The sequence below is a fragment of the Streptomyces sp. NPDC094448 genome, from assembly GCF_044763775.1.
Taxonomy (GTDB): domain Bacteria; phylum Actinomycetota; class Actinomycetes; order Streptomycetales; family Streptomycetaceae; genus Streptomyces.
In genome coordinates this window covers 14476-33007 of sequence record NZ_JBIWGU010000015.1, presented here as the reverse complement: position 1 = coordinate 33007, position 18532 = coordinate 14476, and the positions used below count along the sequence as shown (strand labels likewise).

Sequence of the window (18532 nt, the reverse complement as noted above, 5' to 3'; positions counted from 1 at the left end):
CCCGCCGCCCGGTCCACTGCCGGAGCGCCCCCACCGGCGCTCCGGTTCAGCGGGCCCGGACGGCCGTGACCGTGTAGTAGTCGAGGATCCCGCGCTCGTAGGCGCGCAGGAAGTTCCGCGGCCAGGTTCCCTCGTCCCACCACCGGCTGAGCCACCGGTCCCACTCCGGCCAGACGTATGCCCCGATCGGCTCGACGCGCACCTCCGTGAGCCCGGCCGCCGAGAACGCGTCCGCGAGGGCCGCCACCGGGCGGGCGAGGTCCAGCCCGTTCGCGAAGGTCTCCAGCAGCTCGGCCAGTTCCCCCGGCCGGGTGGGCTCGTCGTCCACGGTGAAGAAGCCGGCCACGGCCGTACGGCCGCCGGGCCGCAGGACCCGCGCCGTCTCCCCGGCGAAGGCGGTGAGGTCCGGGAAGTGCTGGGCCGCCTCGACGCTGACGACCACGTCGTACGCATCGTCCTCCGACGGGATCCGCTCGGCCGCTCCCCGGACGAACCTCAGCCGGTCCGGCATCCGGCGGAGCAGGTCCGGGTGGAGGTCGCGGGCGCGCTGCAACTGCTGCGGATGGATGTCCAGACCGGTCACCGCTGCGGGTCCGTACTCCTCCAGGGCCAGCGCGCAGCCCCGGCCGAGTCCGCAGCCCACTTCCAGGAGCCGGTCCGGCGCCCGCAGGGCCGCGGCGTCCAGAACGTGCCGGTACAGATCCTGCTGGCTGCGGATCCGCTCCGGCTCCCCCGGCGGCCGGGCCGAGTCGATCGCCCGCCAGTAGCCGAAGTTGATGAAGCCGCCGCCGAAAATCGGCTCCGCGCCCAGATCGGCCGGACCGTACGTCTCGCGCACCACGGAGCGCATCGGGGCATCCGCCCCCGGAACACCGTCCGTCACCCTTGCCTCCCTCGACGCCCGCACCCCCCTCATCATGCCCGGATCCGCGGTCGGTACCCGGGGCGGAGTACACCCCGGCCGGAACCGGCGATCGGAGGGGCGGGGCCTTTCGGCGGATGACCGGGGGGCGCGGGCCTTTCGGCGGAGGGCCGGAGGGCGCGGGCCCTTCGGCGGAGGGCCGGGAGGCGCGGCCCCGGCGTGCCGCGGTTCAGTACCGGCCGACGCCGGATCCCGTCTCAGCGGCGGTCTTCAGATCGCGCAGCCATGCTTCGAGGCCCTGCCGGAGGATCCCGGTCGCGATATCGGGGACCGCTTCGACCTGGGGGCCGGTGTGGGTCTCCTCGGTGGCGACCCGGACACCGCCCGGCACCTTGGTGAAGGTCCACACATGGATGCCGTCGATGCGGAGCCCTTCGGCGGTCGCGGGGCCGGCCCACCGGATGCAGGAGCCGGGCTTGAGCTGGCCGACGGTCGAGGTGATCTCCATCTCGGTGGCGGGAGTGACCGGATTGGGAGGTACGGGGAGGGTCCAGCGGAAGGCCGAATCCTTCCGGAAGGGGCCGTGGTCCAGACGTTCGGCGCTGGTGGCGGAGCCCTTCCAGGACGGCCAGCGGGCGATATCGGTCTGGAGCTTCCAGATGGTGGCCGGCGGGGCGTCGATCACGGTCTCGGTCCGGTGGCGAACGCTCGCACCGGGGTCGACGCCCTTGCCGCGGCAGGTGAGGGGCGCGCCGGGGCGGTCGGGACCGGCCGCGGCGGGCGCGGCCGCGGTGCCGAGGACACCGAGGAGGAGGGAGGTGGTGCACAGGGCGGCACGGATGCCGGTGCCCAGGAAGACGGACATGTCGTTCCCCTTGTCAGTTACATGATCTCATGACTGTAAGAAGTTATAACGGTTCGCGAAGCGGGCGGTCAACCAGTTGAGTGATAACCTCTAACGAAATCTTGGAGCCGTAACGGAAAATCGGGAGAGGTGGCCGTCGATGGGGGACGCGGATCCGGGGACGCCCCGGGAGCGGTACCGGGCCCAAGTGCGCTCGGAGATCAAAGAGCGCGCCTGGGAACAGATCGCCACGGCGGGGGCGTCCGCGCTCTCCCTCAACGCGATCGCCAAGCAGATGGGCATGAGCGGGCCCGCGCTCTACCGCTACTTCGCCGGCCGCGACGATCTCATCACCGAGCTGGTCCGGGACGCGTACCGGAGCCTCGCCGATACCGTCCGCACGGCCGCCGGGGCCGGTGCCGACCTCGCCGGGCTGGCGCACGTACTGCGCGACTGGGCCCTCGCACACCCCCAGCGCTACCTGCTCGTCTACGGCACCCCCGTCCCCGGCTACCACGCGCCCGAGGACATCACGGGCATCTCGTCCGAGATCATGGACGTCCTCCTCGACGCCTGCGCGGCACTCGCCCCGGCCGGGCCGCCGACACCGTTCGACGGCCATCTCGCGGACCACCGGGGCTGGGCCGGGGCACACCCCGCCCCGCCCGCGGTCCTCCATCTGGCCCTGGCCTTCTGGACCCGGGTGCACGGCCTGCTCTCCCTGGAACTCGCGGGCCACTTCGCCGGAATGGACTTCGACCCCGCCCTGCTCTTCGCGGCCGAGGTGGACGTGCTCACGGCGCGCGGCGCCTGATCCGGATCCGGATCCGGTCGGGTGCCGGCAGCGCACCCTGCGGACCCGAAACGGTGAACCTGTGCGCGACCGGGCACGTACTCCCCCGCAGAGGCCGGACGATCCTGGTGGACCCGGCCCACGGGACCGCGAGCAGAAGGAGCACACAGATGTCCGGATCACAGCGGGAGCACCCCATCGTCTGCCGCAGGACCGTTGTCGCCGCGGTGGGCGGGGCCGGTCTCGCGATCGCGCTGACGGCGTGCGGCTCGGACGACGAATCGTCGGGGAACGGCAAGAAGGACGCCGGGAGTACGGACCCGGGCACCGGCGGCACCTCGGGCGGCGCCACGGACGGCGGCGGTACCGACGGCGGCGGCAAGGTACTGGCCAAGGCGGCCGACATCCCCGAGGGAGGGGGCAAAGTGGTCGGCGATGTGGTGATCACCCAGCCTGTGAAAGGCGAGTTCAAGGCCTTCTCCGCCAAATGCACCCATCAGGGCTGCGCGGTGCGGAGCGTGGCGGACAACGTCATCGTCTGCCCCTGCCACGACAGCCGGTTCGACGCGTCGGACGGCAGCGTCAAGGGCGGCCCGGCGCCGCGCCCACTGCCGCCCACCGCGGTACGGCAGGAGGGCGATTCCATCGTGCTCGCCTGATACCCGCCCGTGGCGCGGCGTCCGCCCGGGCCAGGGGACGGGCCCGGGTCACGGGGCGGGCCGGCGCCAGATGTCCAGCACCGCCCGGCTGGTGGTGATGGTGGCCACGGGCGCCAGGGTGTGACGGATCATCGCGGGGGTGTAGTCGGCGGGCACCCCCGCGATCGCGTCCCGCGGTACGACGGCCGTGTAGCCGAGGTTGACCGCGTCGAACACGGTGTTGGGTACGGCGACGTTCGCCGACACTCCGGTGATCAGGAGGGTCCGGCAGCGGAGATTGCGCAGCAGCGGGTCCAGCCCGGTCCCGGCCAGGGGCGACAGACCGTGCAGCCGCCGGACGACGAGGTCCTCGGGCGCGGCCTCGACCGGGGGTTCGGGTTCCACGGCCGGGGTGCCGGGATGCTGCTGTACGGGGAGGCCCGCGAGGGCCCGGAAGAGCGGGGCGTTGAGATTGGCTCCCCGCCCGTCGGGGCGGCGCTCGGCCACCGCGTGGACCACTTGGACTCCGGCCGCACGCGCGGCGGCGGCCAGCCGGGCGATCCGGTCGAGGACTCCGGAGCGCCGCGCCTCGGCGGCGAGTTCGGGCAGGGCGCTCCGCATCCCGACGACACCGCGCTGGCATTCGACGGTGAGCAGGACGGTGGTGGCCGGGTCGAGCAGCCGCGACAGACGGTTGCGCGCCGCGGACCCGGGCCCGGTCTCAGTTCCGGCTTCGGGCCGGGCTTCGGCTTCCGTTCCGGTTCCGGTTCCGGTTCCGGTTCCGGATGAGGGTTCGGGTTCGGGTTCGGATACGCCGGACGGCATCTCGGGGTCCTTCCGCCGGGTACGGAGTCACCGCGTCCACCCCGCGGCATCCGGCGCCTCGCGGCACCCTTGCGCCATGGAGGCGTACCATCCATCCTTCCTGACAGACCGTCAGGTAACAAGTCCGTGCGGGCACTCCGTACCGACCGGGAGGGGGTGGCGGCAGTGCCGGAGCGGCACCGGCCCACGGCCGCACAGCGCCGGGGCCGCCGGATCATGATGACCCCCGGGGAGATCGACGCCTTCCTCGCCGGACAGCGGACCTGCCGGGTCGCAACCGTCTCACCGGACGGCCGCCCGCACGCGGGTGCGCTCTGGTACGCCTGGGACGGCACGTCCTTGTGGCTCTACTCCGTCGTCCGCAGCCGCCGCTGGGCGGATCTGCGGCGCGATCCCCGGATCGCGGTCCTGGTGGACGCCGGGGAGCAGTACGGCGAGCTGCGCGGCGTGGAGCTGTCGGGGACGGTGGTCGCGGTCGGGGAGTCCCCGCGCACCGGCGAACCGTGCCCGGAGCTGCGCAAGCCGGAGAAGCTGTTCGCCCGGAAGAACTTCGGCCTGGACGCGATGCCGCACGACGGGCGCCACGCCTGGCTGCGGCTCACCCCGGACGCGGTCGTGTCCTGGGATTTCCGCAAACCGGGGCGCCCGGCCCCGGCCTGATCACGCGCCGGGCCCGCGCATCCCGGATCAGGGCGCCCCGGCCGGGCCCGCCTGCGGAGCCGCGCCGACGACCGCAGCCGCGTCGGCCAGGGCTCCCACGGCCGCCCGGACGGACGGACGCCCGTCGGCATCGGTGCGCCACACCGCGTACACATGCCGCATCACCTGCCGGCGTACGGGAACGAGCACAACGCCCTCCGGCACCGGCCCGCGGCCCAGCCGGGGCGTGACACAGACCCCGCAGCCTGCCGCGACCAGCGCCAGCTGGGTGTGCTGCTCGCCCGCCAGATGCGGGATGCGCGGTTCGATTCCGCGCGAGCGCAGGGTGAACGTCAGCCATTCGTGGCAGAACTCGCCCTCGGGCCACGACACCCAGTCGTCGTCCGCGAAATCCTCCGGATCGACCTCCGCCCGGCCCGCGAGGGGGTGTCCGGCGGGCATGGCCACATCGGGCGCGTCGTCGAGCAGACGGGCCTGGGTCAGCCCGCCGGGCACGGGCAGCCGCTTATTGCTCCAGTCGAGGACGACGGCGAGGTCGTAGTCGCCCCGGACGACGCCCCGGATACCGTCCTCGGGCTCCGTCTCGCGGGTGCGCACCCGCAGCTCGGGATGGCCGGTGCGCAGGGCGGCGAGCATACCGGGGAACAGCCCGCGGGCCGCCGTGGGGAACGCGGCGACCTGCACCTCCCCCACCACCTGTCCGCGCTGCGCCTCGATATCGGCCTGCGCCACTTCGACCTGGGACAGGATCCGGGCGGCGTGACCGGCGAGCAGTCTGCCCGCGTCGGTGAGCCGCACGCCCCGCCCGTTCTTGGCGAGCAGCTGCTGCCCGACCTCCCGCTCCAGCTTGGAGAGCTGCTGGGAGACGGCGGAGGTCGTGACATGCAGCCCCTCGGCGGCGCCGCTCACCGAACCGTGGCGGGCGAGGGCGTCCAGGGTCCGCAGGCGCTCCAGATTCAACATGTAAGGAATGCTAATCCATTCACGGAAGAAAATCTCACTTGTGCTACGAGATTCTGGAGGTGACAGTAGACGTTATGACCACCGCCGCCCGGGCCGCTGCAGCCCCCTCCGCCGCCCTGCCGGCCGCGCCCCGCCGCTCCCGGGTGGACTGGCGCCTGCGCTTTGCCTTCCTCTCCGTCGTCTGGGGTTTCAGCTTTCTGCTGACCAAGGTCGGCACCCATGGGTTCGCCCCGTTCCAGGTGACCCTCGGCCGTCTCGTCTTCGGTACGGCGGTGCTGGCCGTGGCCCTCGCGGTGCGGCGCGAGGGCCTGCCGCGCGGGCGGCGGACCTGGCTGCATCTGACGGTCTCCGCGTTCCTGCTGAACGCCCTGCCGTTCTCCCTCTTCGCCTACTCCCAGGAGACGATCCCCTCCGCGCTGGCCGCGATCTGCAATGCGACGTCACCGCTGTGGGGCATGGCCCTGTCCCTGGTCGCCCTCTCCGAGGACCGGCCGACCCGGCGCCGCGTCGCCGGGCTCGGCATCGGCTTCCTCGGGGTGCTCACGGTGCTCGGCGCCTGGCAGGGATTCTCCGGAATCGCCCCGGGCGGTACCGCGATGGCGCTGCTGGCCTCCCTGAGCTATCCGGTCGGCTGGATATACATCCGCCGGACGCTGGCGGGGAGCAGCTACTCCCCTCTGTCGCTGACCACAGGCCAGTTGACGATCGCCACGGTCCAGCTCGCCGTCGTCACCCCGCTGTTCGCCGGTTTCCCGACCTCGTTCCCGGTGGTGCCGCTGCTGTCCGTCGCCGCGCTCGGAGCACTGGCCACCGGCCTCGCGATGCTTGTGCAGTACGGGCTGGTCGCCGAGATCGGGCCGACGACGGCCCAGATGGTCACCTACTTCACCCCGGTCATCGCGACGGTCGCGGGCGTGACGGTCCTCGGCGAGCATCTGAGCTGGAGCACTCCGGTGGGCGCCGTCGTGATCATCGCGGGTGCGGCGCTCAGCCAGTCCCGGCCCAGGACCCGGGCCCGGGCCCGGGCCCGCCCTGCGCCACCGGTGGCGCAGGGCGGGCCCGTCGCCCCGTCCGCCCGGGGTCCGTTGTCCGCGCAGGCTCGGGGCGCCGGGGTGGACGGAGAGGTTCCGGCAGCCGGAGCGAGCGCCCCGGCCCCGGCTCGGACCGTGGCGGCCGGACGGGCCGAACCGGTACCCGTCCGCGCCCCGGCCCCGGGATGCGCAGCTTCGGACGGCCCCGGGGAGATATGAGGCCGCTCCGCTTCCGGCCCGGCGCCCAGGGGCCGTGGGAAGCGCGGCGCGGGAGGCCGCAAGCGGTGCCCGGAAGGCGCGGGGCGTGGCAAGGCGTGGCCCGGGAAGCAGGGCCCGGGAAGCAGGGCCCGGGTGCCGTCAGCCGTAGCTCCGCCGCCTTACGGGCCCCACGGCCTCGGCGACAGCTTCGGCCAGCGGGCCGATATCGTCCCCGGTGAGCGTGGAGACGGTGAGCCGGATACCGGGCGGGGCCGCGATCCGGAAGCGCGCCCCGGGCGCGACCGCCCAGCCCGCGTGCAGCAGCCGGGCCACCGTCCCGGTCTCGTCGGCGACCGGTACCCAGACGTTCATCCCGCTCCGCCCGTGGGCGGGCACGCCCCGCCGGGCCAAGGCCGCGACCAGCGCGTCCCGACGGCTGCCGTAGGCCGCCGCCACCTCGGCCGGGTCGATCGCCTCCGTGGTCCACAGCCGGACGACGGCGAGCTGGAGCAGTCGGCTCACCCAGCCGGGACCGACGAACTGCCGTCCCGCCACCCGGTCCACGGTGACCGGGTCACCGGTGAGCACGGCGGTCCGCAGATCGGGGCCGTAGGCCTTGGCCGTGGAGCGGACGAACGCCCAGCGGTCCGTGGTCCCCGCCAGGGGGTGCAGTGGCAGATCGACGATGCCGTGCCCGTGATCGTCCTCGATGAGCAGGGTGCCCGGGAAGCGGGCAAGGACGTCCCGCAGCGCCGCGGCGCGCTCCGCGCCGACCGCGGCGCCCGTCGGATTCTGGGCGCGGGCGGTGACGACGACCGCCCGCGCGCCTGCGGCGAGCGCCCGGGCCACACCGTCCGGCAGCGGCCCGTCGTCGTCGACGGGGACAGGGACCGGCCGCAGCCCCAGCGCCGGGACGAGGTCGAGCAGATTGCCCCAGCCCGGATCCTCCACGGCCACCTGGTCCCCGGGCCGCAGATGCGCGGCAAGTACCCGTTCGATGGCGTCGAGGGAACCCGAGGTGACGGCAAGGGGTCCGGGCGGCACCCCGCCGGCATCCAGCGCCGCGCGGGCGAGACGGGCCAGCTCGGGCTCGACGGTGGGACCCCCGTAGAGACCGTGATGGGGGGTCTGCCGGTTGCTCCGCGCGGCGTGGACAAGGGCGTCCTCCAGCGGAGGCAGCAGCGCCGGGTCCGGGTTGCCTTCGCTCACATCCCGTACACCCGGGGGCGCTTCGACCCGCAGCGCCCCCCGCGCGGTACTGACCGGCCGGGGCAGCACCCGGCTGCCCCGGCGGCCCGCCGTCTCGATGATCCCGCGCTCGCGCAAGGTCCGATAGGCGGCGGCGACCGTATTCGGGTTCACCCCGAGGGCCTCGGCCAACTCCCTCATGGGAGGCAGCAGTTGTCCGGGCTCCAGCGCGCCGTCGGCCACCCCGCGCTCCACGCTGGCCGCAATGTCCGATGCGCGACGCCCCACGATCCGATACTCTCCTAGCACAAAACACATTATGCACTAGTGCAATGGAGTTGTCATGTCGGATGCCGCGCCCGATGTCGTCCCGGCGGTCCCAGACGCCTATGCCCCGACCGAGCGGACCGTGCCCACCCGCAGCCGGGAACGCGCCGCGTACGACCGCGAGACGGTCCACGCGATACTCGACCAGGAGTACGTCTGCCATCTGGGCTTCGTCCGCGACGGCCGCCCGGTTGTGCTGCCCACGCTGTACGGACGGGTCGGTGAGCGGTTGTACGTCCACGGTTCGACCGGCTCGCGTCCGCTGCGGATGGCGGGCGGCGGGGACCCCGGTCTCGCGGTCTGTCTGACGGTCACCCACCTCGACGGTCTGGTGCTGGCGCGCTCGGCCTTCCACCACTCGATGAACTACCGCTCGGTGCTGGTCCACGGCATCGCCCACCAGGTCACCGATGCCGAGGAGAAGCTGGCCGCCCTCGATGCGCTGGTCGACCACGTGGTGCCCGGCCGGTCCGCCGACTCCCGCCCGGCGAACGCCAAGGAGGCGGCGGCCACGGCCGTCCTCCGGCTCGACCTGGACGAGGTGTCGGCGAAGATCCGCACCGGCGGCCCCAACGACGAGCCGGAGGACCAGGATCTGCCGTACTGGACCGGCGTGGTCCCGGTGAGCAGGGTGTACGGCACCCCACTGCCCGCCGACGACCTCGACCCCTCCGTCGCGCTGCCCCCCTATCTCCAGGGGTACTGAGCCCATCGGGAAGCCCTGGCACCGACTCCGGCCGCAGCTCCCCCGGCCCGGTGCCGGGCTCCGCCCGGCCGGGCGGAGCCCGGCACCGTATCGGTGTCCAGGCCGTCTCTTTCGGATCTTGCCGGACCGGTCCGAAAGAGAATTTCTAGGTGTGCTGTTCGGGCAGCTCGGAGACGCGGTCCGGGCGGGACTCCGCACGGGCGAGTCCCACGACCGCCGCGAGCAGGAGCAGGGTGCCCAGCACGGTTGCGCCGGTGAGCCGTTCGCCGAGGAAGACGGTGGCCACGACCGCCGCGCTGACCGGCTCCAGCAGCATCACCACCGAGACGGTCGCGGCCCGGACGGCGGCCGCGCCGACGAAGTAGAGGACGTACGCCAGCGCCGTCGGCACCGCCGCCACGTACGCCAGCAGCATCAGCACGCGCAGCGGATCCCCGCTCGCCGGGAAGAGGCCCTCGGCCAGCGCGAGCGGCAGCAGGCAGACCGCGCCGATACCGAACGACCAGGCCGTGGTGGTCACCGCGTCGGCCGCCCCGCCGCGGCCGAGTCCCCGGGCGATCAGGGTGATTGCCGCGTAGCCCGTCGCGGCGAGCAGCGCGAGGAGCACCCCGGGGGTGCGTACGGTGCCGTCCTCGCCGCCCAGGACCAGGACCGTCAGACCGGCGAGCGCCCCGGCGACGGCGACCGTCCCGCCCCCACCGAGCCGCTCCCCCAGCAGCAGCCGGGCACCGGCCGCGATCAGGACGGGCCCGGCCCCGAGGGTGACGACGGTGGCGACCGCCAGCCCGGTGGCGTCGACAGCGGCGAAGTACGCGCTCTGGAAGACGGTGAGTCCGGCGCCGGCGCCCAGGACCCGCAGCAGCCTGCGCCGCCGGGGCTCCGGCCGGACGGTACGGACGGCGCCCGCCGCTCCCGGACGGCGCCGCACCGCCAGCACCGCGAGAAGCAGGAGCAGTCCGCCGGCGCAGCGCCAGAAGGAGAGGGACAGCGGTCCCGGCCCGCCCGCGGCGAACACCAGGGAGGCGGCCGCACCCGCGGTCCCCCAGGCGAGGCCCGCGACGATCAGACAGAGCAGGCTCCGCCCGACGGGCGGGGCGGCCGCGCCGCCGGGAAGGGACGACGGCGCCGGGCCGGGCACGCCGAGGGAAGGGGTGGACGAGGGGTTCGACACGTGCGGTCTCCGTGGAGGAAGTACGGGAAGGGGTCGTCGCTCTGCGCGGGACGCGGGCAGCGACGGACCGCCCGGGGACACCCCGGGCCCGGTCCTCGTCGGAGAAGGGCGCCGCCCGCGCTAGCGGGCGGGAGGCGGAAGCACGGTCGAATGCATGATCGGGACCCTATGTCGCGGAACGGCCGGCCGACAACTCCCCTTCGACAGCGGGCCGCAGCCCGGCCGGGGCCGGATCCCCGGTGTGTACGCCGTCCCGGAAACCGGCCGGATCCCCGGTGTGTACGCCGTCCCGGAAACCGGCCGGATCCCCGGCGCGGGCGTCGCCGCCGGAGGCGACCGGCTCGGACGGGGCCTTCGGCGCCTGGGACTGCGCGATGAACGCGCCCGTCAGGACCAGCGCCCCGCCCACGATCTGCGGCAGCGACAGATGTTCCCGCAGCAGCACCCAGGCCAGCACGGTGGCCACGACCGCTTCCAGACAGGCCACCACCCCCGCGACCTGCGGCGACAGTTTCCGTACCGAGACGACACCGGTCACATAGGCGAAGACGGTCGCGATCAGTACGACCCAGCCGAGCAGCAGCCACGCCTGCACCTCGCCGCCGCCCATCGTGACCGTGTCGCCGAGCAGTCCGGCGTCCATGGTCCAGGGCCGGGCGACGATCGTCAGTACGGCCGCGCCGACCAGCAGCCCGTAGGCGATCACCCCGAGCGGATCCGCCCGGGTCTCCTCGTCGCCGCTCCCGTGGTCCGCGAGAATGAAGTAACAGGCCTGGCAGCAGGCCGCGCCGAGGGCCAGCAGCAGACCGAGGACGTCGAAGCTCAGCCCCGCCCACACCTCGACCACACAGGCGAGACCGGTCACCGCGAGCACCACGCCGACGGCAGCGGCGCGGGTGACGGGCCGCCGCTGGACGAACCGGATCCACCCGAGGACCAGCGCGGGGCCGAGATACTCGACGAGCAGCGCCACCCCGACCGGGATCCGGGAGATGGAGGCGAAGTAGAAGGCCTGCACACCGGCGACGGCGAGCAGTCCGAAGCCGAGCAGCAGCACCGGTTTGCGCCGCACCAGATCACGGTGCCGCCAGGCGAGCGGCAGCATCACCAGCGCCGCGCCGGTCACCCGTAGCCACACCACGTGCAGCGGGTCCAGCCCCGCTTCGATCAGCGGCTTGGCCGCCACACCCGAACCGCCGAACGCAAGGGCGGAGGCCAGGGCGATGCCCAGGCCGCTTTTTCTCCCGGAAGTCGCCTGCATCGGCACATCATGCCAGCAGCCGTCATGAGCGTCGACCGGGTGACGCATGTCGAGACGGTACGGAATCCGAGGGCCGCAAGGGCCCGGCACCACCGCCCCGGCGGAACCCCGACCAGCGCGCCCCGCCACGGACGCGACCCGCTCAGGACGCGTCGGCGACCTCGCCGCCGGTCCGCTCCCGGAGGGATTCGGGATCCGCCCCGGCCCGCCTCAGCCCTTCCGCGGCCCGGCACCGCGGGTCGGCCGCCAGGGCGGCGAGCAGATCGACTCCGGCGGCCCTCCCCGCTCCAGCGCACCGCGCACCGCACCGGCCGCCGAGTGCGACCAGGCCCCGCAGTTGGGCACACCTGGCCTGCTACCCCTCCTTGCGGATGAGATCGCGACACCTTCCCTGGGGCCCGCGCGCCGCCTTGCCCGCGCGCGCCCCTTGCGCCCCGTATGCCTCGTGAGAGTGCCTCAGGCAAGCAACCGCGCCCGGCGAAATCACGTCACCCCGGGCATGTTCTGGTTGGTCGCCCTGCCCGCCGCGGATGGACGGGAGTACGTGTACCGGGTGTACGCACCCGCCGAGGCGCTGCGCGCGGACGTGTTCTGGGCGGCCTTCCACTGCCACGACGAGGGCCCCCACCCCCGGGCATCCGACCGCTTCGACGCCGCCGAGATCCGGCGCCACGCACTGATCGAACAGCGCTGACCCCGCTGCGCATTGAATGTTCGGGACGATCCGGCTACCTTCCGCGCACCGTGACCGACAGGGAGGGGTGGCCGCATGGCCGAAGTCAGCGCCGAGGCCCGGATCGGGGCACCGGCCGAACAGGTCTGGGCCCGCATGACGGATTTCGCCGGGTACGGACGGTGGAACGTCCTGCACACCGGTTTCCCCGAGGGTCCGCCCGCCGCACTGGAACCGGGGACCACCTACCGGGAGAACATGAAGCTCATGGGCTTCCCCGCCGAGGTGGTGTGGACGGTGGCGGAGTTCGAGCCCGGTCTGGTGCTGGACGTCCGCGGCCGGGGTCCGATGGGAGTGGACATCGGCAACCGCTACTCGCTGACTCCGGACGGCGCGGCGACCGTCGTCAGGATCGTGGGGGAGTTCACCGGGGCGGCGGTCTCGCTGATGGCGGGCAGGCTCCAGGATTCGGCGACGGCCGCGCTCAACGAGTCGCTGGAGAAACTGGCCGGGCTGGTCGCCGGAGAAGGCCGGCCCGGGGCGGCGCACACCCCGTGATTCCCGGCCCGGCACCCGGGCCCCGCCCGTCCGCGTGTCCGGCCGCCCCGGCACCGGGTGGCCCCGCGGCTGCCGGACACGCGGACGGGTCCCGCGCAACGCGCGCAGGACCCGTCCGCCCTTCTCCCCGGCCCCCGGCGCCTCCGGGCGCCGGGGGCGGTGTCAGCTCTCGTCGGCGAGGATGAGGTAGAGCTTCTTCCGGCTCTCGTTGATGACCTCGACCGCCTTCTGGCGCTGCTCGGCGCTGCCGGTCTTCCAGACCTGGCCGAAGGCCTCCATCAGCCCCCAGCCCGCCTGCCGGATCTCGTTGACCGTGTCCCAGTCGACCCCGCGGCCGACCTCCTGCCACGGAGCCTCCGGCCCGGCCTCGGCCTCGGTGCGTCCGGCGTCGGTGAGCGTGAACAGCTTCTTGCCGCCCTCGCTCGCGCTGACGATCAGACCCTCGTCCTCCAGCAGCTGGAGGGTCGGATAGACCGAGCCGGGGCTGGGCTTCCAGGCGCCGCCGCTCCGCTCCCCGATCTCCTGGATCATCTCGTAACCGTGCATCGGCCGGTCCCGCAGCAACGCCAGGATCGAAGCCCGCACATCACCGCGCCGGGCCCTTCCCCGGCCACCGCCGCCTCCGTGGCCCCGGCCGCCGAACGGGCCGCCGAAGGGCGGACCGAACTGCCCGAAGGCTCCCCGGCGCCCCTCGCCGCCGCCCCAGCCCCGATGTCCGGGGCCGCACTGACGGCCGTGTTCGTTGTCGTCCCGATAGGAACCCATCACGACACTCCTTCCATCGTTGATCCATCGCGATGCTTCAACGATATATCGGAACCTGTCGCCGAACAAGCTCACCGACATGATCCTTCGCTCGGTCCACTGCACATCGCCACAGAATCGGGGTTCGCCGGGATCCCTCCGGACCCGCCGGGAAAACAGAGGCCGCCGACCGACGATTGGCCTTGGCGAGCACGGACGGACCGCCCGTACGGTCGCCCCATGAGAATCCGATTCGTCGACGCCTTCACCCCCCGGCCCTTCGGGGGCAACCCCGCGGCCGTCGTCCTCCTGCCCGACGCCCCGGCGTTCCCCGACGACGGCTGGCTGCAGCAGGTCGCCGCCGAGGTGAACCTCTCCGAGACGGCCTACGCCCACCCGCTGCCCGAGGGCACATCCGACGCCGACTGGGCCCTGCGCTGGTTCACCCCGACCACCGAGGTCGACATGTGCGGGCACGCCACCCTGGCGACCGCCCATGTCCTGCACACCACGGGTACCGCCACGGGCACCATCCGCTTCGCCGCCCGCTGCGGGATCCTCACCGCCACGGCACACGACGACGGCACCATCACGCTCGACTTCCCCACCGCTCCCCTGGCCCCCGCCGCTCTGCCCGACGGCATCGACCGGGCGATCGGAGCCCCGGTGCTCTCGGTCCACGACACCGGGCCGACCGTCGGGGATCTGATCGTCGAGGTCGCCGACGAGCGGACCGTACTCGCGCTCTCCCCCGATCTGCCGGCCGTGGCCCGGCTCTCCCGGCGCGGCATCGTCGTCACCGCGGCGGCCGACGGCCCGGACAGCGGATACGACTTCGTCTCCCGCTGCTTCTTCCCCAACTCGGGTATCGACGAGGACCCGGTGACGGGCAGCGCCCACACCGCACTCGCCCCGTACTGGTCGGCCCGCCTCGGCCGCACCGAACTCACCGGCCGGCAAGGCACCGCCGCCCGCTCCGGGCTGGTCCGGACCGCGCTGCGCGGCGAGCGGACGCTCCTGACGGGCAGTGCGGTCACCGTGATCGACGGGGAACTGCTCACCGCGCCCTGACGGCCCCCGCGCCCCGGGCCGGGCAACCGCGCCAGGGGCGTACGGCCCCGTCCCGTACCCCCTCCGGCACCACCGGGCACACCGTCCTCACGCCGTCGGCAGCCAGCCCACTTTCCCGGCCAGCAGCGCGTATCCGACGAACGCCACGATGTCGAGCAGCGCATGGGCCACCACCAGCGGGCCGATCCGCCCCCAGCGCCGGTACAGCAGGACGAACACCACGCCCATCACCACATTGCCGATGAAACCGCCGATCCCCTGGTAGAGGTGGTACGAGCCCCGGAGCAGCGAACTCGCCACCAGCGCGGCCATCGGCGTCCAGCCCAACTGCCCCAGCCTGCGCAGCAGGTACCCGACGACGATCACCTCCTCCACCACGGAGTTCTGGACCGCCGAGAGGATCAGTACGGGAAACTTCCACCACACCTCGGGCAGGGACTCCGGCACCACGGTCAGATTGAAACCGGCCGCCCTGGCCCCCAGATAGAACGCCAGCCCGGCGCTGCCGATCCCGGCGGCGATCAGCGTGCCGCGCCCCAGATCGGACCAGGTCCGGGTGCGGTCGAAACCCATCGACCGCAGTCCCCCCGCCCCCTCCCGGGTCAGCAGATGGGCCACCAGCAGCACGGGCACCAGAGCGGTCGCGATACCGAAGAGCTGCCAGGCGAGGTCCAGCCACGGCCGCCCGGGGGCGTACGAGCCGTTCAACGTCGCCGCCTGCTCCTTCAGACCACCCGGCCTGGTCAGCGAACCGACAAAGCTGATCAGCGACGACAGCGCGCTCGCTCCCAGCGAGAGCGCCAGCACCAGAAGGAGTTCGGACCGCAGCGTCCGGCGCGCCGGCGCGCCCTCCCGGGGTCCCTCCCCCGCACCACCGGAGGGCAGGGATTCGGCCACCCGTCCCGCTTCCGTCCGCACCGTTGCCTCCCGTCGGGCGCCACCGCCTGTTGTTCCGGCTCATCCCATCACAGACGGCGGCCGTACCGGCCGCGGCACCGGCACGGCCGGCCCGCTCTCCCCCGGCGGTACGGAGCCGGGCCCGGGGAGGCCCGGCCCCGGCTCAGCCGCCAGGGCCGGGAAAGCCGACGGGCCAGGTGTGGACCGGGTCGCCGCGGTGCATCAGCTCGCAGTAGCGCCGGGTGGTGGCGGCGAGGGCCGCCTCCCGCTCCAGACCGGCCTCCCGGGCCCGGTGATACGTCCCCGCCTGCCAGGACGCGCCGTTGACCCGCCGTTTGCAGCGCTCCTCGATGACCCCGAGGTAGTGGTCCCGGTCGGCGGGCGCCACATTCCAGGCGTCGAGACCGGCCGCGGCCAGCGGCAGCAGTTCCTCCCGGACCAGATCGACCACCGGTACGGTCGCGATCCCGCCGTTCCGCCCGGGGCGCGGCCAGCGCAGCCGGGCCTCGATACCGTCGCGGCACGCGGTGTCGAAGTTCTCCGCGGCGGCCTCGAACGGCAGTCTCGTCCAGACCGGTCGCGCCTCCTCGGCGAGAGCACGTACCAGCCCGTAGTAGAAGGCGGCGTTGGCCACCACATCGGTGACGGTCGGGCCCGCCGGCAGGACCCGGTTCTCCACCCGCAGATGGGGGACGCCGCCGGCGACCCCGTACACCGGCCGGTTCCAGCGGTAGACCGTGCCGTTGTGCAGGACGAGTTCGTGCAGCGACGGCACCCCGCCCTCGTCGATGACCCGCAGCGGATCCTCCTCCTCGTCGCAGATCGGCAGCAGGGCCGGGAAGAACCGCAGGTTCTCCTCGAAGAGGTCGTACGCGGAGGTCACCCAGCGTTCGCCGAACCAGGTGCGCGGCCTGACACCCTGTGCCTGGAGTTCGGGCGGGCGGGTGTCGGTGGCCTGCTGGAAGAGCGGCGGCCGGGATTCCCGCCACAGCTCCTTGCCGAACAGGAACGGAGCGTTCGCACCCACCGCGACCTGCACCGACGCCACCGCCTGAGCGGCGTTCCAGACCGCGGCGAACCGGCCGGGGGTGACCTGGAGGTGCAGTTGTACGGAGGTGCAGGCGGCTTCGGGGGCGATCGACGCCGACGAGCAGTTCAGCTTCTCCACGCCCTCGATGTCGAGGACGAACTCCTCACCCCGCGCGGCGATGATCTGCTCGTTGAGAAGCGTGTAGCGGGGGTCGTCCGACAGGTTGCCGCTGACCAGATCGGACTGCTCCAAGGTCGGAAGAATGCCGATCATCACGATTCCGGCGCCGACTTCGTTCGCTTTGCGGTGGGCATATCCCAGTCCGGCCCGCAGCTCTTCGGCCAGCTGGTCGAGAACGCGTCCGCCGAGCCGGTGCGGAACGATGTTCACCTCCAGGTTGAACATTCCCAGTTCGGTCTGGAAATCATGGCTGGCGATACGCTCCAGAACTTCCGCATTCATCATGCGCGGCTGGCCGTCGCCACCCACCAGATTCAGTTCGATCTCCAGTCCCATCAGATTCCTGGGCCGGTCGAACCGTTCCTCGGCCAGCAGCCGCTCCAGCCCCGCCAGGCACTGCTGGAGCTTCCGCCGATACCGCTGGCGATCGGACAGCGCGAAACTTTCTGTCGCGACCTTGTCCCCCATCGAAGTGTCCTTCCTCGGGTGGATGCCACAGAGCCCCGGCCGCCGTCCGGGGGCGGCGGCTCGGCGAACTCCGGGACGATAATGCCCAGACTGGTTGATCCATAACGCAGCGGGGGCGGCCGGGGGCCGCTAGTGTGGCATCCGTCACCAAAGGCTTCACGCAGTCGGCCCCAAGGAGGGCCGGACGGCAACAGGATGCAGCAGGCACCTAAAAACCGCCGGGAGTCCGGTGAAAAATGCCGACAGGTTTCGGCCTACCGGCCGGAGGGCAAAACAACCGGCTATCGGCCGGTGCCCTCCCGAAATCCGGTGCAACCTCCCGCGGAATAAGACCTGAACCCGCCTTGCCGGGATCCGTGCGAAGCGCTAGCGGAATCACCGTACGAACGTGAGTGTTATAAACTCTGCAAACGGGCAGCGAGTTGGCCAGGCGGTCCTTCCGGTCCCCCGAGGCCGCCGTACGCCGCGAACCGACAGCGCCGTCGGAGCCGACGGCACCGGCACCACTGACAGCACCGACAGCACGGTCGGCGCGCCGCCCCGGTTCACCGTGTCTCCCGAGCGAGAGGCGACCCACCATGCCGCTGCATGTCCTCCCGGCCCCCGCGCCTGCCCTCCGCAGCATTCTCGCGGCACTCAGTTCCCCACCCGCCGCCCTTGAGTACCGTCCCCCGGCACTCAGGTCCGTCCAGGGGCCCGTGAGCCCCGAGTCACCTCTTCCCGTGCACGTTCTCGACGACCTGGGCGGCCTCGGCAGTCTCGACAGCCGCGGCAGTCTCGGCGACCTCGAAGGGACCGAGGTCCTGGACCACGCGGGGCCGGACGGCTCCGGCCTCCGCACCCGTCTCACGGGCTGGCGCTTCCTGCTGCGCGGCGACGACGGCCCGGTCGCGGCGGCGGAGACCGTACTCACGCCGGACGGCTGGACGTTCTCCCACTTCTTCGAGGGCCCGTACCTCGGCTCCACCGAACTCGCCCTGCGCCGGGCGGAGTCGTCGTCCGTCGCCCTCTTCCAGCCACGGCTGCTCTCCGTGCCCGCGCTCTACATGCTGACCCTGTGGCTCCATGCCGATCCGGAGGCGGACGCCTCCACCACCGCCCTGACCCCCGCCGATCTTCTGGTGCCCCTGGCGCCCGCCCCGCCCGGTATCACCGCCCACCGCCCGTACCGGATCGGTGAACTTCTCCCGGTGATGACCCTGCGGCTGTCCCCGGAACCGCTCCTCGGTTCGCCGGCCTGACCCCTCTGCCACTCCTCCCGCCCGGCCGGCCCGCCCCCGTGCCGCGGCGACGGTGCGCCCCGCGACCCCTGTAACCAGGGGGTTACGGGGCGCACTGCCGTTCCGCCGGGCCATGCCGGCCTAGTCGGCTCGGGCCAGGGGTGAACCACCCGAAAGGACAGTCCTGTTGGGCTGAACCATCCGGCTGGGTGATACGTCTTTCA

General features: G+C 72.9%; 19 protein-coding genes. 9 read left to right on the top strand and 10 right to left on the bottom strand.

Annotation, left to right across the window (positions count from 1 at the left end; translation table 11 throughout):
• Positions 1 to 46 precede the first annotated feature (46 nt).
• Positions 47 to 883, bottom strand: a complete 837-nt coding sequence (locus ACIQ9E_RS26100; RefSeq protein ID WP_403710978.1) for a class I SAM-dependent methyltransferase — start codon at positions 881 to 883, stop codon at positions 47 to 49.
• A gap of 208 nt (positions 884 to 1091) precedes the next feature.
• Positions 1092 to 1727, bottom strand: coding sequence for an SRPBCC family protein (locus ACIQ9E_RS26095; protein ID WP_403710976.1), 636 nt, complete (start codon positions 1725 to 1727; stop codon positions 1092 to 1094).
• 139 nt (positions 1728 to 1866) lie between these two features.
• Here ACIQ9E_RS26095 and ACIQ9E_RS26090 point away from each other — a divergent pair, with 139 nt between their 5' ends.
• Entirely contained in the window at positions 1867 to 2520 is a 654-nt protein-coding gene (locus tag ACIQ9E_RS26090; RefSeq protein WP_403710974.1) for a TetR/AcrR family transcriptional regulator, read from the top strand.
• A 149-nt stretch (positions 2521 to 2669) separates the two neighbouring features.
• Positions 2670 to 3158 (top strand): Rieske (2Fe-2S) protein, encoded by a 489-nt coding sequence (locus tag ACIQ9E_RS26085; protein ID WP_403710972.1) that lies wholly within the window; start codon positions 2670 to 2672, stop codon positions 3156 to 3158.
• A gap of 48 nt (positions 3159 to 3206) precedes the next feature.
• Here the strand turns inward: ACIQ9E_RS26085 and ACIQ9E_RS26080 are convergent, their stop codons facing one another.
• Positions 3207 to 3962, bottom strand: coding sequence for an isochorismatase family protein (locus ACIQ9E_RS26080; RefSeq protein ID WP_403710970.1), 756 nt, complete (start codon positions 3960 to 3962; stop codon positions 3207 to 3209).
• Between the two features lie 216 nt (positions 3963 to 4178).
• Between ACIQ9E_RS26080 and ACIQ9E_RS26075 the strand changes: the two genes are divergently transcribed.
• Entirely contained in the window at positions 4179 to 4622 is a 444-nt protein-coding gene (locus ACIQ9E_RS26075; RefSeq protein ID WP_403711255.1) for a pyridoxamine 5'-phosphate oxidase family protein, read from the top strand.
• A gap of 27 nt (positions 4623 to 4649) precedes the next feature.
• Here the strand turns inward: ACIQ9E_RS26075 and ACIQ9E_RS26070 are convergent, their stop codons facing one another.
• Positions 4650 to 5585: a LysR family transcriptional regulator gene (locus ACIQ9E_RS26070; RefSeq protein WP_403710968.1), complete on the bottom strand. Its 936-nt coding sequence runs from the start codon at positions 5583 to 5585 to the stop codon at positions 4650 to 4652.
• Between the two features lie 74 nt (positions 5586 to 5659).
• Between ACIQ9E_RS26070 and ACIQ9E_RS26065 the strand changes: the two genes are divergently transcribed.
• On the top strand, positions 5660 to 6835 hold the full coding sequence (locus ACIQ9E_RS26065; protein WP_403710966.1) for a DMT family transporter: 1176 nt from the start codon (positions 5660 to 5662) through the stop codon (positions 6833 to 6835).
• Positions 6836 to 6973: 138 nt separating this feature from the next.
• On the opposite strand, the gene ACIQ9E_RS26060 is transcribed toward ACIQ9E_RS26065, so the two are convergent.
• Positions 6974 to 8311, bottom strand: a complete 1338-nt coding sequence (locus tag ACIQ9E_RS26060) for an aminotransferase class I/II-fold pyridoxal phosphate-dependent enzyme (protein WP_403710964.1) — start codon at positions 8309 to 8311, stop codon at positions 6974 to 6976.
• Between the two features lie 34 nt (positions 8312 to 8345).
• On the opposite strand from ACIQ9E_RS26060, the gene ACIQ9E_RS26055 reads away from it, so the two are divergent.
• A complete protein-coding gene (locus tag ACIQ9E_RS26055; protein WP_403710962.1) occupies positions 8346 to 9035 on the top strand; it encodes a pyridoxamine 5'-phosphate oxidase family protein in 690 nt (229 codons plus the stop codon).
• A gap of 145 nt (positions 9036 to 9180) precedes the next feature.
• Here the strand turns inward: ACIQ9E_RS26055 and ACIQ9E_RS26050 are convergent, their stop codons facing one another.
• Positions 9181 to 10173, bottom strand: coding sequence for a DMT family transporter (locus ACIQ9E_RS26050; protein WP_403711253.1), 993 nt, complete (start codon positions 10171 to 10173; stop codon positions 9181 to 9183).
• 199 nt (positions 10174 to 10372) lie between these two features.
• Positions 10373 to 11467 (bottom strand): EamA family transporter, encoded by a 1095-nt coding sequence (locus tag ACIQ9E_RS26045; RefSeq protein WP_403710960.1) that lies wholly within the window; start codon positions 11465 to 11467, stop codon positions 10373 to 10375.
• Positions 11468 to 11966: 499 nt separating this feature from the next.
• Between ACIQ9E_RS26045 and ACIQ9E_RS26040 the strand changes: the two genes are divergently transcribed.
• Positions 11967 to 12161: a hypothetical protein gene (locus ACIQ9E_RS26040; protein WP_403710958.1), complete on the top strand. Its 195-nt coding sequence runs from the start codon at positions 11967 to 11969 to the stop codon at positions 12159 to 12161.
• A gap of 75 nt (positions 12162 to 12236) precedes the next feature.
• Positions 12237 to 12698, top strand: coding sequence for an SRPBCC family protein (locus tag ACIQ9E_RS26035; RefSeq protein WP_403710956.1), 462 nt, complete (start codon positions 12237 to 12239; stop codon positions 12696 to 12698).
• A gap of 162 nt (positions 12699 to 12860) precedes the next feature.
• Here ACIQ9E_RS26035 and ACIQ9E_RS26030 read toward each other — a convergent pair whose 3' ends face one another.
• Positions 12861 to 13463, bottom strand: coding sequence for a PadR family transcriptional regulator (locus ACIQ9E_RS26030; RefSeq protein ID WP_403710954.1), 603 nt, complete (start codon positions 13461 to 13463; stop codon positions 12861 to 12863).
• Positions 13464 to 13682: 219 nt separating this feature from the next.
• On the opposite strand from ACIQ9E_RS26030, the gene ACIQ9E_RS26025 reads away from it, so the two are divergent.
• Entirely contained in the window at positions 13683 to 14513 is an 831-nt protein-coding gene (locus tag ACIQ9E_RS26025; RefSeq protein WP_403710952.1) for a PhzF family phenazine biosynthesis protein, read from the top strand.
• 87 nt (positions 14514 to 14600) lie between these two features.
• Here ACIQ9E_RS26025 and ACIQ9E_RS26020 read toward each other — a convergent pair whose 3' ends face one another.
• Together ACIQ9E_RS26020 and ACIQ9E_RS26015 are read right to left on the bottom strand one after the other, a co-directional pair.
• Positions 14601 to 15431, bottom strand: coding sequence for a CPBP family intramembrane glutamic endopeptidase (locus ACIQ9E_RS26020; RefSeq protein ID WP_403710950.1), 831 nt, complete (start codon positions 15429 to 15431; stop codon positions 14601 to 14603).
• 142 nt (positions 15432 to 15573) lie between these two features.
• Positions 15574 to 17088, bottom strand: coding sequence for a glutamate--cysteine ligase (locus tag ACIQ9E_RS26015; RefSeq protein WP_403710948.1), 1515 nt, complete (start codon positions 17086 to 17088; stop codon positions 15574 to 15576).
• A 578-nt stretch (positions 17089 to 17666) separates the two neighbouring features.
• Between ACIQ9E_RS26015 and ACIQ9E_RS26010 the strand changes: the two genes are divergently transcribed.
• Positions 17667 to 18329 carry a hypothetical protein gene (locus ACIQ9E_RS26010; protein ID WP_403710945.1) on the top strand — a complete coding sequence of 221 codons (663 nt, stop codon included), beginning with the start codon at positions 17667 to 17669 and terminating at the stop codon, positions 18327 to 18329.
• Positions 18330 to 18532: the final 203 nt, after the last annotated feature.